The sequence below is a fragment of the Plantibacter sp. 2H11-2 genome (genome assembly GCF_050031945.1).
GTDB lineage: Bacteria > Actinomycetota > Actinomycetes > Actinomycetales > Microbacteriaceae > Plantibacter > Plantibacter auratus.
Genome location: NZ_JBNBBL010000002.1, coordinates 700,222 through 713,942 on the forward strand (window position 1 = coordinate 700,222; position 13,721 = coordinate 713,942).

Below are 13,721 nucleotides of genomic sequence, written 5' to 3' on the forward strand. Positions count from 1 at the left end.
TCGGCGACAGAACGGCGCCGGCTCCGGTCAGGCGGCCAGGAGTCGACCGGCGATCGCACGGGCGGTCTCGAACGGTTCGCGGAAGGTGCGCATCCCGACCGTCACGATGGCGCCCTCGTACAGCAGCATGAGTTCGCGGGCGCGCGCCCCGGAGTCCGACAGGCCGGCTTCGGTGATGAGCTCGGCGAAGCGGTCGAGGAGCCACTGCTTCTGTCGGGTGACCTCGGGGAGGACGAGGCCGCTCGTCGCGTGGTCGGGGATCTCCGCGCGGGCGTTGACGGCGCTGCAGCCCTTGGGGCTGTTGTCGTCCGACCAGCCGATCGCCGCGTCGAAGATCGCGAGGACCCGGTCGATGCCGGGTTCCGGGTGCCGGGCGAGGAACTCGTCGACCCAGACGCGCCAGCGGGCGTCGCGATGCTGCAGGTAGGAGAGCACGAGGGCCTCCTTGCTGCCGAAGCGATCGTAGAGCGTCTTCTTCGTGACGCCGGCCGCCTCCGCGATGGTGTCGACGCCGACCGCGTGGATGCCGTTCTCGTAGAAGAGCACGGAGGCGGCGTCGAGCACGCGTCGGGCACCCGGCGTGAGGGGTGCGAGCTCTGGAGTGTCGACCGTCATGCGAAGACTATACCAGTCTGTATACTGCCGGGATGAGTAAACAGATCGGTATACCTGTGGTTCGTGCGATCCGCGCGGTCATCGTCCCCCTCGCGGCGATCGGGTTCGTCCTCGCGTGGAGCTCCGGGTTCATCGTCGCGAAGATCGGAACCGAGGACGTGCCGGTGCTCACCGTGCTCCTCTGGCGGTTCGTACCGCTCGCCGTGGGGCTCGCGCTCGTGCTACTGCTCAGCGGGCAGTGGCGGAACGCCACCCGGGCACAGGTGCGGTCGCAGCTCGTCATCGGCCTGTTCGCGCAGTTCGGCTACGTCGTGTTCGTCTACGCCTCGGTCGCCGTGGGCATCTCGACCGGGACGACCGCGCTCATCGACGCCGTCCAGCCGCTCGTCATCGCGGCGCTGGCCGGACCGCTGCTGCACGTGCGCGTCCCGGGCGCTCAATGGTTGGGGCTCGGGATCGGCGCGGTCGGGGTGTTCCTCATCGTGCAGTCCCAGTTCGGCGCCTCGGACGCACCGCCGATCGCCTACGCCCTGCCCGCACTGGCCATGGTCAGCCTCATCACCGCGACGATCCTGGAACGGCGCTCGCCGCACCGAGCCCCTGTCCTCCTCACGCTCACCGTCCACGCGACGGCGACCATGGTGCTCCTCGCCGTGCTCGCCCTCGCGACCGGTGAGGCGGTACCGCCGGGCGACGCGACCTTCTGGCTCACGACGCTCTTCCTCGCGCTCGTCCCGACGCTGTCGGCCTACGGGCTCTACTGGTGGCTGCTGCGTCGCATCGGGGTCACGGTCCTCAACGCGCTCCTGTTCCTGGTCGCGCCGACGACCGCCGTCGCGGGTGCGCTCCTGTTCCGGGAGCCGTTCACGCTCATGACGGCCGGCGGGTTCCTGCTCAGTGCGGCGGGCGTCGCCCTCGTGCTCGTGAGCGACGCCCGCGGTCGCGTCGATGCCCGTCGGGTCAGTGCCCGTCGGGTCAGTGCCCCTCCGGCCGCCGATCCTGCTGACGGCGCATCTCCTCGGCCAGTGCCGGATTCCGCTCCGCAAGGTGTGCGGTGATGTCGTCGACCACCTCGGGCGTCTTGTTCTGACTGAGCTTCGCACGGGCGTCGAAGCGGGTCACGCGCATCCGGAGGCCGACCGTCCCCTTCGCTGCGCGCCGGGTGCCGGCCTCGTCCTGGGACAGGTGGCGGCCGTCCGGTCGGTGGTCCTCGAAGTGGTCGGTGAGTCGCGAGAGCATCTCGTAGTTCTCGTCCTCGCTGAGGACCTCCGGCGTGCCGTACAGGTGCGCGGTGACGTGGTTCCACGTCGGGATCAGCTGGCCCTCCGGGTACCAGCTCGGCGAGACGTAGTCGTGCGGTCCCTGGACGATGACGAGGATCTCGTGCTCGCCGAGCTCGTGCGAGTGCTCGTCCGGTCGGCCGAAGTGGCTGACGATCGACAGCTCGTCCCGGTCCTCCTCGAGGATCGCCGGATAGTGGGAGGCGACGAGACCGGTGCTCGCGGGCGAGACGAACGTCACCCACGGGTGGTTGCGGATGAGGCGCTTGACCTCGTCGACGTCGGTCATCAGGTACGTGGGGGTGTGGCGCATGGTGGGGTCACTTCCGGTCGAGACGGGTGCGGACGGCGAGGCCGGCGCACAGGATGACCGCGAGCCCGCCGAGCACGGTGGCCCAGTCGAGTCGCTCGCGGAGGATGAGGGCCGCCCAGACGATGCTCAGCACCGGCTGGACGAGTTGGATCTGGCTGACCCGGGCGATCGGGCCGATCGCGAGTCCGCGATACCAGGCGAAGAAGCCGAGGAACATGCTCACGACGCCGAGGTAGCCGAACGCCAGCCAGCTGCCGATGGCTGCGGTCGGCGGCTGCTGGACGATCGACAGCGCTGTGAGGGCGACCATGAGCGGTGCTGCCACGACGAGCGCCCAGGAGATCGTCTGCCAGGAGCCCAGCTCCCGGGCGAGCAGTCCGCCCTCCGCGTAGCCGACGGCGGCCGCGACGACGGCGCCGAGGAGGAGGAGGTCCGACCAGGCCAGCGGCGCGAGGCCGCCGTGCTGCACCGAGGCGAACAGCATCGCCGCGACCGCGCCAGACCCCGCGAAGATCCAGAAGCGACGCGTCGGGCGCTCGCCGCCCCGGAGGACGGCGGCGACCGCCGTCGCCGCCGGGAGGAGGCCGATCACCACGGCGCTGTGACCGGCGGGAGCGGTGGTCAGGGCGAAGGAGGTCAGGAGCGGGAATCCGACGACGACGCCGCCGGCGACGATCGCGACGCGAGCCCACTGCACGCCGGTCGGTCGTCGCGCTCGCAGCGTGGCGAGGGTGATCGCGGCGAGCAGGGCTGCGATGACCGCGCGCCCGGAACCGATGAAGAGTGGCGAGAGTCCGACGAGTGCGACCTTCGTGACGGGGACCGTGAAGGAGAACGCCAGGACGCCGAGGAAGCCCCAGCCGAGCCCGGTACGGGATAACACTCGCGCCGGCGTCACGATAACGCTACTCTGTGGGCTCATGGACAACGATAGCACCGGGCGGATCGTCGCCGCCATGACCGCTTGGATCGCAGCGGCACCTCCGGGTGCACGCGTGCCCTCCAATCGGGCGTTGACCGCCGAGTTCGCAGCGAGCCCCGTCACCGTCCAGAACGCGATGCGCCAGCTCGCCGGCCGAGGGCTCATCGAGAGTCGACCGGGCGTCGGTACCTTCGTGCGTGCGGCTCGTCCGGCGCGGTCGGTCGACTACGGCTGGCAGACCGCTGCGCTCGGCGCGCTGCCGTGGCGCTCCGGCGCGCTGTCCTCGGCGCAACGGTCGGTCGCACCCGCCGCGATCGCGATGCACTCCGGATACCCCGCCCGAGAACTGTTGCCTGAACGGCTGGTCCGCGCCGCGCTCGCGCGTGCCGCCCGCACCGACGTGGCGATGACCCGATCGCCGGCGGCCGGGTCGCCGGAACTCCAGGCGTGGTTCGCAGCCGACCTCGCGGCAGCCGCACCGCCCGGAGTCACGCCGCCGACCGCGCGGGACGTCATCGTGATCTCCGGCAGCCAGAGCGGACTCAGCTCGATCTTCCGGGCACTCGTCGGCCCGGGGCAGCCGATGCTCATCGAGTCGCCGAGCTACTGGGGTGCGATCCTCGCGGCCGAGCAGGCGGGTGTGACGCTGGTCCCCGTGCCGACCGGCCCGGACGGACCGGACCCGGACGTCGTGGAGCGCGCGTTCCAGGACACCGGTGCGCGGGCGTTCTACGTACAGCCGACCTTCGCGAATCCGACCGGCGGCCGCTGGTCGCCGGAGACGGGGGTCGCGATCCTCGAGACCGTCCGGCGGCACGGCGCGTTCCTCATCGAGGACGACTGGGCGCACGACCTCGCGATCGACGTCGATGCCCGGCCGCTCGCCGCGCTCGACGACGACGGACACGTCATCTACCTGCGGTCGCTGACCAAGAGCGTCTCGCCGGCGCTGCGGGTCGCCGCCGTCATCGCGCGGGGGCCCGCCCACGACCGGATCCTGGCCGACCTGGCCGCCGAGTCGATGTACATCAGTGGGGTCCTGCAGGCCGCGGCCCTCGACGTGGTCACCCAGCCCGGGTGGCGGTCGCACCTCCGTGGTCTGCGACCGCTCCTCCGGGCCCGGCGGGACCTGCTCGTCGCGAGCCTGCGCGATCACGCCCCGACGGCGCACCTCGAGCGGCTGCCGCTCGGTGGACTGAACCTGTGGCTGCGGCTCCCGGAAGGCACCGATGTGCCGCGCGTGGTCCGCACCTGCGAGAGCCGTGGGCTCATCGTCTCCGACGGCACCGAGTGGTTCCCGGCGGAGCCCGCGGGGCCCTACCTCCGGGTCAACTACTCCGGCGAGGACGCGGGTCGCTTCGATGAGGCGGCCCGCATCCTCGGCGGTGTCCTGGCGGACGAACGCGCCTGACGGTGTCCAGGCGACCGTTCGTTACAGGTCGAGCTTCGCGTTGTCGCCGCCGTCGTAGGTCTCGCCGGTGACCTTCGACTTCACGAACGCGACGGCGGTCGCGATCTTGCCGCCGGGGCTGTCCCAGTACTCGGCGCTGTCGGCCGAGAACTTCAGCAGACCGACGCGCGGGTCGGAGGGGCCGTCCGGGAACCAGGCCTCGACGACGCTGTTCCAGAGCTCTTCCAGCTTGGCGTGGTCCTCGACGAGCTCGGCGGTGCCGGCGAGCGACACCCATGAGCTGTCCGAGCTCAGCGTGACGCCGGCGTTCGGGTTGACGTCGAGCTGCTGGACGGCGGAGGCGTCCTTGCCGACGATGAACCACAGGTCGCCGTCGAACTCGCGCTCCTGGACGGTGAGCGGGTGGGCGACGAGCTTGCCGTCGAGGTCCACCGTGGTGAGCATCGCGAAGCGGAAGTCCGCGAGCAGCTTGTTGAGGGTCGTGTAGGGGTCGGTGTCTCCGGCCATGGGGGTCTCCTTCGTCTCGTCGACCGGCCCGTCGGTGTCGGGGTGCCGGTCTGCGTGGCTCGCAGCCTACGACTCGCGGCTCCGACCGCACCTGGATGGTGCCGACCGTTGACGCGAGGCGGATCTTCTGCTCCTGCGGCGACTTCGGTCGCCGTGTCCGATCGCCGACTCCAGTCGACGTCTCCAGTCGCCCCATCGCACATCTCGTGCGCGAGCGCCATGCTCCCGCCGTTCCCGGGTCCGCTCACTACCCTGGACTCTTCACCACCGTAGGGAGAGACACATGAACACCTCATCGCTCACGAACCAGATCAACGAGGCGCTCGCGGCACTTGGCGGCGGTCCGTTCCTCACGACGAAGACCACCGAGAAGGACGCCACGACCACGGTCACCGGCACCCTCGGCGACAGCGAGATCCACATCGACTTCATCGAGGAGGGCAACGGCACCGAGGCCGAGAAGGACCACACGGTCGTCGTCCGCGACGCCTCGGGCAAGCAGATCGGCGAGGGACGAGGCGACTCGACCTTCGCCGACGCCATCTCCGCCTTCGGCTGGGCGGGCGTGCTCGACGCCGTCAAGAACGGCTGATCGCGTCGTCATGACCTCCAGGGTCCGGTCTCGTCCGCATTCGCGGTGGGCCGGGCCCTGCGTCGTCTCCGGGAGGCACCCGTGACGCCGCGATCGGACGACGGGCCGGTGGAGGACGAGCACTGGTTCGTCGTGAACGGCAGGCGCTGGCGCCGGACGGATCCGAGTCTGCCGTCGGAGCTCGTCGCGTCCCTGCAGTCCCATCTCGGCCGCGGGCGCTCGGGCGTCGGCGTCGCGAAGCGGGCGGGTGACGACGACGCTGTCGCTGCTGCCCGCCGTCGCGTCGGCCTCGCCAAGCACGGGCTCGGTGAACGCGGCCCGAAGTGGTGGGAGGAGCCGGCGGCTGATCGACTCGAGCGCGCCGAGGCGGCGCTGCGTCAGCTCGAGGCGCTCGACGAGTCACCGCCCGGGTGATCCGGTCGGGTGGACGTGCTCTCCGCCCCCTCTTGCGTTCTGATCGGTCTCGGCATATCGTTTATCGATACCAACGACAATCGATATGGATGTGATGATCATGACCGAGTCCACCGATCGCCCGACGCCGTCCGCCTTCGACCACGCGGCCTGGCAGGCTGCGAAGACCGAGCGCTCCAACCGCAACGACCTCGTGTCCGTGCTCGGTGCCGCCGTCGTCGCGGCAGGGGCTGTCGTCGTCACGCTCGTCCTCCGGCTGCTCGACGTCTTCGGCACCGACGGGACCCGGGTGCCCGTGTTCTTCGACGCCGTCGACGCTGTCCTGCCGAGTGCGGCAGGAGCCGGCGCCTTCACGATCGACCAGGGTTCGGTCGTCGTGGCCGACCTCCCGGTGGTGACCTTCGTGTGCGTGCTGCTCGCCGCGATCCTGCCGGCGATCGCGAACCTCGTGGTCATCGTCTGCGCGTTCCGCTTCTTCCGCCGCCTGCTGCGTGGCGATGCCTTCGCGCCCGGGAACGCACGGCTGCTCTCGATCGCCTCCATCGCCATCCTCTGCGGGTGGATCGCGGACACCTGGTTCGGCACGATGGCGTCCAACGGCGCGCTCGCGGCCGCGACCGACGGCGCCGTCGAAGGAACCCCCTACCCGCTCACCTGGATCCCGTTCTTCGTCGCCATGGCGGTCGGCGGCCTCGCGATCGCCTTCCGCGCCGGTGAGCGCCTGCGCGCCGACACCGAGGGGCTCGTCTGATGGTGCCGGCGCCCGAGGAGGACGTCGCGACCGGCGTGCACTGCAACCTCGACCGGTTGCTCGCCGACCGCGGTCTCACCCTCGCCCGGCTCAGCGAGCTCGTCGGGGTGAGCGTGGTGAACCTGTCGGTGCTGAAGAACGACCGCGCGAAGGCGATCCGGTTCTCGACGCTGACGGCGATCTGCCGGGTGCTCGACTGCACGGTCGGCGAACTGCTGGAGCTCGACGACGCCCGCTGAGTGGTCCGGTACCGACCGTCAGCGCCGGCGTTCCCGGAGCAGCAACTGCGTGAGGTACAGCCCGCCGACGACCACCGTGACGACGCCGACCGGCACCGTCAGCGGGATCAGGTGCTGGGCCACGAGGTCGGATGCGAGGAGCAGGACGCCGCCGACGAGCCCCGTCGCGACCAGCGGGATGCCCGGCGAGCGGGTCAGCCGGCGGGTGATCTGCGGAGCGGCCAGGGCGATGAACGCGATCGGGCCGGCGACCGCGGTCACCGCGCTCACCAGCGCGACCGCGAGGCCGATGAGGATGGCGCGTTGGCGGGTGAGGCGCACTCCGGTCGCGGCAGCCACGTCGTCGCCGAGTTCGAGCTGGCGGAGCGCGCGGGCGGCGAACGGCAGGGCCACGAAGAGCACCACGAGGCACGCGAGTGCCGGCCAGACGACGGTCGCGGTCGCGGTGTTGAGCGTCCCCGCGCCCCAGGCCGCCGCGAAGAGCGCGACGTCGAGGTCGGCCCGGAGCAGGAGCCAGCTGTTGAACGCGGCGAGCATGGCCGAGACGCCGATGCCCACGACGATGAAGCGGAAGCCCGACAAGCCCTGGCGGAGGGCCAGGATGAAGATCGCGACCGCGGCAGCCAGGCCGCCGAGCAGCGACCCGGCCATCAACGCCGGCCAGCTGCCGCCGAGGAGGAGGAGCGCGACGAGCATCCCGGTGAACGAGCCGTTCGCGAGGCCGATGATGTCGGGGCTCGCGAGCGGATTCCGGGTGAGCGTCTGGAAGATCGCTCCCGAGACACCGAGCGCTGCGCCGAAGCCGATCGCCGCGAGCACGCGGGGCAGTCGCCAGTCCAGCACGACGGTGCGCGCCAGGCCGTCGACGCGTCCGGTGAGGACGCCGATCACCTCGTCGGTGGTCAGCGGGTAGTCGCCGAGCGCGAGACCGGCGATCCCCGCGACGACGATCGCCAGGAGTGCGGCGGCGCAGACGAAAAGGGCTCGTCGTGCCGGTCGGCGCCCGGTGATCGGACCGGCGGTCACCTGTTCCCGTGTCGTGCTCACAGTCCCGAGGCCGTTCTGCGTCGGGCGAGCGCGATGAGGACGGGCGCCCCGACGAACGCGGTCACGAGCCCGACGGGCATCTCACCTGGGAGCACCGCGATCCGTCCGACGACGTCGGAGCACAGCACGAGGACGCAGCCGACGAGGACCGAACCCCCGAGGATGCGGCGCTGATCACTGCCGACCGACCAGCGCACGAGGTGGGGCACGACGAGGCCGACGAAGGCGATCGGCCCGGCGATCGCGGTGGCGCCGCCGGCGAGCAGGGTCACCGCGGCGAGCACCAGGATGCGGCTGCGCGTGACGCTGACGCCCTGTGCTCTGGCGACGTCCGGGCCGAGGGCGATCGCGTTCAGGCTCCGCGCGCTCGCCGCGGCCAGGACGAGCCCCGCGGCGAGGAAGGGGAGGACCGGCACGACGACACCGAGGTCGCGTTCGAGCAGGCTGCCGGCGTTCCAGCCGCGCATCCGGTCGAACGCGTCGGGGTGGGTGATGGCGATCCCCGTCGTCAGCCCGGCGAGTACGGCACCGAACGCGACACCCGTGACGGTGAGGCGGGCGGTGGAGGACTGCTCACGCCCGCCGGAACCGATCGCGTACACGACGAGGGTGACGACGAGCGCCCCACCGCAGGCGAGCCAGGCGATGTCGCCCGGCGCCCGGACGCCGAGGAACGCCAGGCCGACGGCGACCGCGAAGCCTGCCCCGGCGTTGACCCCGAGGATGCCGGGGTCGGCGAGCGGGTTCCGGGTGAACGCCTGCATGAGCGCGCCAGCGACGCCCAGAGCTGCACCGACGGCCAGCGCCGCGACCGTGCGCGGCACCCGCTGATCCCACACGACGAAGTTCGCCTCGTCCGAGCCCGTGCCGAGGAGCGCCGCACGGACGTCATCCGGAGCGATCGGGTTCGCGCCGACGAACAGCGACAGGAGGACGGCGACCGCGAGCGCCGCGACGCCCGCGAGCAGTGGGATGAGCGGGCGGTGTCGCCGCGGCGCCCGCCGTCCCACCGAGGTGTCGCTGACGTTCAGGATCGTGGTCGGCTTCGTCACGACCCGTCGGAGAGCAGCCGGTCGAGGTCGTCGAGGACGGCCATGCCGCCGAGGGGGCCGACGCCGGTGATCCAGAAGGACTGGTCGACGAGGTGCAGCTCGGGGAAGGCGTCGGTGTTCGCGGTGAGGGAGGCGGGCAGCGTCGAGGTGTCGTCGGGATCGACACTCGTCACGAAGACCTGGTCGGCCTTCGCTTCGAGCACGCGCTCGGGGGAGAGGTCGAGGGAGATGTCCTCCCAGGCGTGTTCGGGCGTCGTGAACCCGGCGCACTCGAGGGTGCTGCCGGCGAAGGAGGTCGGGCCGTAGAGCGTCAGGACGCCGTCGCGGGGGCGGATCAGCTGTGCCGTCTTGCCGGCGGTGTCGTGCTCCTTCGCGATCTCCGCGCAGCGCGCGTCGTAGGCGTCGAGGAGTTCGTCCGCGCCGTCCGGGTCACCGAGTGCTTCGGCGACGAACTGCACGTTGTCGCGCCAGGGGTCGGTCTGCGTCGCCATGAACACCGTCGGAGCGATCTCGGACAACTGGTCGTACAGGGCGGAGTGCCGCGACTCGGTGCCGATGATGAGGTCGGGCTTCGCGGCGGCGATCAGCTGCACGTTCGGCTCGGCCACGGTCCCGACGGTGGGGATGTCGGCGGCCTGCTCGCCGAGGTAGGCGGGGACGCCGGCGGTCTCGTTCAGCACCGCCGCGCCCACCGGGGTGATGCCGAGCGCGACGGTCGTGTCGAGCTGCACCGGTTCGAGGACGACGACCCGCTTGGGTGCGTCGGGGATGCTGGTCTCGCCGTGGGCGTGCTCCATGACGTGGGTCGCGCTCGTCGCGGTGTCCGAGGGGGTCGAGGCGCTCGAGCTGCTGCAGGCGGAGAGGCCGAGGGCGGCGATGGAGAGGGCGGCGACGGCGACGAGACGTCGACGATGGGCGAGGGGGAGGGGCACGGATCACCTTTCGAACGGGTCGCGACGCATGCGACCGAGTAAGGCAAGCATAACCTTCATTCGGGTGTGGCTCTGGGGCGAGCGTTCCAGTAGCCCTGCCCATGGACGCGCTCCGGGTCGATCCCGTGGTCGGTCGTCGCAGCGCGCAGGAGGGGGATCCGGGTGCTCTCGGTCACCAGCCAGGCGGCGAAGCCGGTGCCCAGAGTCGCCGCCGACGACCCGTGTGTCCGGAGCCACTGTTCGACGCCGGCGACGAGCGCGTCACCGCCCGCCTGCGCGGCCCGTTCATGGACCTCGGCCGTGTGACGCTCGAGCAGCGGCCCGAGCAGGGCGGTGTCGGCGGGGTCGCCGAGCTCGAGGAGGACGTGGGCGCGGACGTCCTCGTCGAGGGAACGCAGGATCCCGTGGACGGCGGGGAAGGCCGTCTCGTCGGCGGCGATGAGGACGGTCGTCGCGGTGCCGGGCGCCCACTGGACGCCGTGTGTCGGGTCGCCGCGACGGATGTCCGGCCCCGAGACGAGCAGCCGGTCGCCCACCCGCGCGCCGAGCGCCCATCGACTGGCCGGGCCCGCCGGCTCGTGGATGAACACGTCGAGGTCGACCTCCTGCTGCGCCGGCCTGACGCGATGGGCCGTGTAGCTGCGCATCACCGGGCGGTCCGCCGGTGGGAGTGCGCGCCAGGTGCGCCGCCACGCGTGCTCCGGCAGGCCGTCGTGGAGTCCTTCCGGGTAGGCGCCGTCGTCTCCCGGCAGCAGGATCTTGATCCGCTGGTCCCGCTCGTACGGGGCGAAGTCGGCGAGCGAGGCACCGGCGAGGGTGAGGCGGAGGAAGCCGGGGGACAGCCGTTCCGTGCGGTCCACGACCGTGTCGAACAGGATGTTCGGCGAGTGGAGGAACGGGACGGGCATCGCATCGAGTCTAGGAGGACCCGGCGCTGGCGTGCCGGGTCCTCCATCGTTCACCCGCGGCGGACGGCGCGTGCGATCACGGCGCAGAGGGGGATGGCGACGACGGTCAGCGCGGCCGCTGCCGGGAGGAGCAGGGCCGGGCCCCAGGTGCCGAGGATGATCCCGCCGACCGCGCCGCCGGTGGCGATCGAGCAGTTCCACACCGTGACGAGCGCCGACTGCGCCGCGTCCGCAGCGTTCCCGGCGACCCGGGCGATCGCCACCTGGAAGAGCACGGAGTAGGCGCCGAAGGCGAGCCCCCAGCCCGCCGCGGCGATGAGGAGGACGACGACCGGGGGATCCCAGGCCACGACGGCGAGGCCGACGGTCCCGAGGAAGGCGGCCGTGAGGATGGTCGTCCCGAGGCGCAGGTTCGCCAGCCGTCCGGCGCCGAGCGTCCCGACGACCGACGCCACACCGAACGTGGCGAGGAGCAACCCGAGCAGCACCGGCGTCCCGCGGGAGGACAGGACGGGTGCGAGGTAGGTGTACGCGATGTTCTGGCCGATGATGCAGACGGCGAGGGCCACGAGGATCGTGACGACCGCGGGAATGCGGAGCGCCGCACCCATGCGTGTCGAACGCCCGTGGGCGCTGCCTGCCACGCGGGGAGCGACGACGACCGCGAGGACGCCGAGGAGCGCGGTGGCGGCGGCGACGATCCCGAACACCGTGCGCCAACCGAACTCCTCACCGAGGACCGCGCCGGCCGGGACGCCGAGCGCGAAGCCGAGTGTGGCACCGGACAGCACGACGCCGAGGGTGGAGCCGAACCGCTCCGGGGTGGTGAACCCGCGGGTGTACCCAGGGAGCATCGCCCAGACGACGCCGGCCACGAGCCCCGCGATGAACCGGGTCGCGAGATGCGTGAGCAGCTCGGGCGCGACGGCCGTGCCGGCGTTCGCGAGCGCCGAGACGATCAGGGCGAGCAGTACGACCGTCCGGCGGTCGAGCTTCGCGAGCGCACGGCTGATCGGGATCGCGGCGACGATGCAACCGAGTGCGAAGACGGCGACGCTCTGGCCCGCGATCGACTCCGAGACGCCCAGATCGGCGGCCATCGAGGGGAGGACCCCGGCCGGGAGCACCTCGGTGAGGAGCGTCACGAATCCGACGGCGGCGAGGAGCAGCGCGGTCGGGAGGGGAGAGCGGGTTCGGGTGGCAGGAGGGGTCGTGGATCGTGCCGTGCGCACGCTGTCGGTGGTCATGTCGGTGAGTCTCCCGGCCTGCCACTGGTGGCAGGGTCAAGTCGACGAGGGTGCGCCGGGAATATCCGCCCGGCACCGACGGCTGCTCCAAGAGGACACAACTCGGTCGAAGGGGTCTTGCATGCGCATCGGCGAACTGGCGGCGGCCACCGGGAGCACGCCGCGGCTGCTCCGGTACTACGAGGAACAGGGGTTGCTGCGCCCGACCCGCTGCCCGAACGGGTACCGCGAGTACGGGGACCACCTCGTCGCGAAGGTGCAGCGCATCCGCGAGCTGATCGCCGTCGGCATGCCGACCGCGCTCATCCTCCAGGTCCTGCCCTGCTTCGAGGACGACGACACGATCTACCAGGTGACGCCCTCGGCGGAGGTGCTGGAGCAGTTGCTCGAGCATCGCGAGCGACTGGATGCGAAGCTCGGCTGCATCCAGGAGAGCCGGGACGCCATCGACGTCTACCTCCACCGCGTCGGCGGCGTCGTGGTCTGAGTCGGCCGAGTCGACCGAGTCGGCTGGGTAGGCTCGGCGCATGTCACTCGATCCGTACTACCGCGACCGCCTGAGCCTCTTCGACGGGTTCTCGAACGCCGATCGCGCTGCCGCCGGCGGGACGCTCGACGAGGCGTTCCAGGAACGACTCGCAGCCTACGGCGACGACGGGCCGTGGAGCCCGCCGGGCGACGTGGTGATCACCGACGAGGTCGTCGACGGTCCGCACGGCACGGTCCCGATCCGACGCTACGTCCCGGCCGACCCCAGTGGTGTCGCCCTCCTCTGGGTGCACGGCGGCGGCTTCGCGGCGGGGACGCTCGACTGGCCGGAGGCGCACGTCGTGAGCGCCGAACTGGCGGCGCGAGCTGGTGCCGAGGTCGTCTCCGTCGACTACCGACTGGCGGACGGCACGACGCGATACCCGGTGCCGCTCGACGACGTGCTCGCGGTCTGGGAGCAGCTCGACGACGAGCGGTCGGCCGTTCCCGGTGCGCGGACGGCCATCGGTGGGGCCAGCGCCGGAGCGGCCCTCGCGCTCGCTGCGTCACTCCGCAGCGATCGACGTGCGGACGCCGTGCTGCTGGCCTACCCGTTCCTGCACGCCGTCGTGCCAGCCCTGCCCGCGGACGTCCTGGCCGAGATGGCGGTCCTCCCGGACTTCATGCGGTTCCCGACCGAGTCGATCGACTGGATGGTCGGGAACTACGTCGGTCGCCTGGAGGACGTGCCCGAGCTCGCCCTGCCGGGAATCGTCCCCGTGACCCCGGACCGCCCGCCGCTGTGGGTCCTGCTCTCGGAGTTCGACGACCTCCGGCCGTCGGGGGAGCTGCTCATCGCGGCGTCGGAGGCCGCCGGTGCTCCCGTCCGCAGTCGGCTCGAGCCAGGCGTCCTCCATGGCCACCTCAATCGCCATCCGGTCGCGCCAGGCGTCTCCCCGTCGCTGGACTGGCTGGCCGACGGGCTGCGCGCCATGGGGAATCACGCCGACTGAGTCTTGCGTG

General features: G+C 71.6%; 17 protein-coding genes. 8 read left to right on the plus strand and 9 right to left on the minus strand.

Features of this window, described 5'->3' with window-relative positions; translation table 11 throughout:
* Positions 1 to 27 precede the first annotated feature (27 nt).
* A complete protein-coding gene (locus ACQG07_RS07580; RefSeq protein WP_426737931.1) occupies positions 28 to 615 on the minus strand; it encodes a TetR/AcrR family transcriptional regulator in 588 nt (195 codons plus the stop codon).
* Between the two features lie 32 nt (positions 616 to 647).
* Between ACQG07_RS07580 and ACQG07_RS07585 the strand changes: the two genes are divergently transcribed.
* A complete protein-coding gene (locus ACQG07_RS07585) occupies positions 648 to 1,673 on the plus strand; it encodes a DMT family transporter (protein ID WP_426737932.1) in 1,026 nt (341 codons plus the stop codon).
* Here the strand turns inward: ACQG07_RS07585 and ACQG07_RS07590 are convergent.
* Entirely contained in the window at positions 1,591 to 2,208 is a 618-nt protein-coding gene (locus ACQG07_RS07590; protein WP_426737933.1) for an FMN-binding negative transcriptional regulator, read from the minus strand. The genes ACQG07_RS07585 and ACQG07_RS07590 overlap by 83 nt on opposite strands.
* A gap of 7 nt (positions 2,209 to 2,215) precedes the next feature.
* Positions 2,216 to 3,130, minus strand: a complete 915-nt coding sequence (locus tag ACQG07_RS07595) for a DMT family transporter (RefSeq protein ID WP_426737934.1) — start codon at positions 3,128 to 3,130, stop codon at positions 2,216 to 2,218.
* Between ACQG07_RS07595 and ACQG07_RS07600 the strand changes: the two genes are divergently transcribed.
* A complete protein-coding gene (locus tag ACQG07_RS07600; protein ID WP_426737935.1) occupies positions 3,129 to 4,541 on the plus strand; it encodes a PLP-dependent aminotransferase family protein in 1,413 nt (470 codons plus the stop codon). The two genes, ACQG07_RS07595 and ACQG07_RS07600, sit on opposite strands and share 2 nt — an antisense overlap.
* 21 nt (positions 4,542 to 4,562) lie before the next feature.
* Here ACQG07_RS07600 and ACQG07_RS07605 read toward each other — a convergent pair whose 3' ends face one another.
* Positions 4,563 to 5,048: a pyridoxamine 5'-phosphate oxidase family protein gene (locus ACQG07_RS07605; protein ID WP_064294726.1), complete on the minus strand. Its 486-nt coding sequence runs from the start codon at positions 5,046 to 5,048 to the stop codon at positions 4,563 to 4,565.
* A 283-nt stretch (positions 5,049 to 5,331) separates the two neighbouring features.
* Here ACQG07_RS07605 and ACQG07_RS07610 point away from each other — a divergent pair, with 283 nt between their 5' ends.
* From ACQG07_RS07610 to ACQG07_RS07625, 4 genes are all read left to right on the plus strand, one after another.
* On the plus strand, positions 5,332 to 5,640 hold the full coding sequence (locus tag ACQG07_RS07610; protein ID WP_079706962.1) for a hypothetical protein: 309 nt from the start codon (positions 5,332 to 5,334) through the stop codon (positions 5,638 to 5,640).
* 81 nt (positions 5,641 to 5,721) lie between these two features.
* Entirely contained in the window at positions 5,722 to 6,054 is a 333-nt protein-coding gene (locus ACQG07_RS07615; protein ID WP_426737936.1) for a biopolymer transporter Tol, read from the plus strand.
* A gap of 100 nt (positions 6,055 to 6,154) precedes the next feature.
* Positions 6,155 to 6,805, plus strand: coding sequence for a DUF2975 domain-containing protein (locus ACQG07_RS07620; RefSeq protein WP_137243480.1), 651 nt, complete (start codon positions 6,155 to 6,157; stop codon positions 6,803 to 6,805).
* Positions 6,805 to 7,044 carry a helix-turn-helix domain-containing protein gene (locus tag ACQG07_RS07625; protein WP_079706965.1) on the plus strand — a complete coding sequence of 80 codons (240 nt, stop codon included), beginning with the start codon at positions 6,805 to 6,807 and terminating at the stop codon, positions 7,042 to 7,044. The genes ACQG07_RS07620 and ACQG07_RS07625 overlap by 1 nt, the downstream gene beginning before the upstream one ends.
* 18 nt (positions 7,045 to 7,062) lie before the next feature.
* Here ACQG07_RS07625 and ACQG07_RS07630 read toward each other — a convergent pair whose 3' ends face one another.
* The 5 genes from ACQG07_RS07630 to ACQG07_RS07650 are packed head-to-tail and all read right to left on the minus strand — an operon-like array spanning position 7,063 to position 12,230.
* Entirely contained in the window at positions 7,063 to 8,091 is a 1,029-nt protein-coding gene (locus ACQG07_RS07630) for a FecCD family ABC transporter permease (RefSeq protein ID WP_426737937.1), read from the minus strand.
* Positions 8,088 to 9,143: a FecCD family ABC transporter permease gene (locus tag ACQG07_RS07635; RefSeq protein WP_426737938.1), complete on the minus strand. Its 1,056-nt coding sequence runs from the start codon at positions 9,141 to 9,143 to the stop codon at positions 8,088 to 8,090. The genes ACQG07_RS07630 and ACQG07_RS07635 overlap by 4 nt, the downstream gene beginning before the upstream one ends.
* Positions 9,140 to 10,075 carry an ABC transporter substrate-binding protein gene (locus ACQG07_RS07640; protein WP_426737939.1) on the minus strand — a complete coding sequence of 312 codons (936 nt, stop codon included), beginning with the start codon at positions 10,073 to 10,075 and terminating at the stop codon, positions 9,140 to 9,142. The genes ACQG07_RS07635 and ACQG07_RS07640 overlap by 4 nt, the downstream gene beginning before the upstream one ends.
* A 56-nt stretch (positions 10,076 to 10,131) precedes the next feature.
* Positions 10,132 to 10,983, minus strand: a complete 852-nt coding sequence (locus ACQG07_RS07645; protein WP_426737940.1) for a siderophore-interacting protein — start codon at positions 10,981 to 10,983, stop codon at positions 10,132 to 10,134.
* A 50-nt stretch (positions 10,984 to 11,033) separates the two neighbouring features.
* Positions 11,034 to 12,230: an MFS transporter gene (locus tag ACQG07_RS07650; RefSeq protein WP_426737941.1), complete on the minus strand. Its 1,197-nt coding sequence runs from the start codon at positions 12,228 to 12,230 to the stop codon at positions 11,034 to 11,036.
* Positions 12,231 to 12,351: 121 nt separating this feature from the next.
* On the opposite strand from ACQG07_RS07650, the gene ACQG07_RS07655 reads away from it, so the two are divergent.
* A complete protein-coding gene (locus ACQG07_RS07655) occupies positions 12,352 to 12,717 on the plus strand; it encodes a MerR family transcriptional regulator (protein ID WP_426737942.1) in 366 nt (121 codons plus the stop codon).
* A gap of 40 nt (positions 12,718 to 12,757) precedes the next feature.
* Entirely contained in the window at positions 12,758 to 13,711 is a 954-nt protein-coding gene (locus ACQG07_RS07660; RefSeq protein ID WP_426737943.1) for an alpha/beta hydrolase fold domain-containing protein, read from the plus strand.
* Positions 13,712 to 13,721: the final 10 nt, after the last annotated feature.

Excerpts from the sequence above, each read along its gene's own strand:
- ACQG07_RS07580 (WP_426737931.1), bottom strand. The coding sequence starts at position 615 with ATGACGGTCGACACTCCAGAGCTCGCACCCCTCACGCCGGGTGCCCGA.
- ACQG07_RS07585 (WP_426737932.1), top strand. The coding sequence starts at position 648 with ATGAGTAAACAGATCGGTATACCTGTGGTTCGTGCGATCCGCGCGGTC.
- ACQG07_RS07590 (WP_426737933.1), bottom strand. The coding sequence starts at position 2,208 with ATGCGCCACACCCCCACGTACCTGATGACCGACGTCGACGAGGTCAAG.
- ACQG07_RS07600 (WP_426737935.1), top strand. The coding sequence starts at position 3,129 with ATGGACAACGATAGCACCGGGCGGATCGTCGCCGCCATGACCGCTTGG.
- ACQG07_RS07595 (WP_426737934.1), bottom strand. The coding sequence starts at position 3,130 with ATGAGCCCACAGAGTAGCGTTATCGTGACGCCGGCGCGAGTGTTATCC.
- ACQG07_RS07605 (WP_064294726.1), bottom strand. The coding sequence starts at position 5,048 with ATGGCCGGAGACACCGACCCCTACACGACCCTCAACAAGCTGCTCGCG.
- ACQG07_RS07610 (WP_079706962.1), top strand. The coding sequence starts at position 5,332 with ATGAACACCTCATCGCTCACGAACCAGATCAACGAGGCGCTCGCGGCA.
- ACQG07_RS07620 (WP_137243480.1), top strand. The coding sequence starts at position 6,155 with ATGACCGAGTCCACCGATCGCCCGACGCCGTCCGCCTTCGACCACGCG.
- ACQG07_RS07625 (WP_079706965.1), top strand. The coding sequence starts at position 6,805 with ATGGTGCCGGCGCCCGAGGAGGACGTCGCGACCGGCGTGCACTGCAAC.
- ACQG07_RS07645 (WP_426737940.1), bottom strand. The coding sequence starts at position 10,983 with ATGCCCGTCCCGTTCCTCCACTCGCCGAACATCCTGTTCGACACGGTC.
- ACQG07_RS07650 (WP_426737941.1), bottom strand. The coding sequence starts at position 12,230 with ATGACCACCGACAGCGTGCGCACGGCACGATCCACGACCCCTCCTGCC.
- ACQG07_RS07655 (WP_426737942.1), top strand. The coding sequence starts at position 12,352 with ATGCGCATCGGCGAACTGGCGGCGGCCACCGGGAGCACGCCGCGGCTG.
- ACQG07_RS07660 (WP_426737943.1), top strand. The coding sequence starts at position 12,758 with ATGTCACTCGATCCGTACTACCGCGACCGCCTGAGCCTCTTCGACGGG.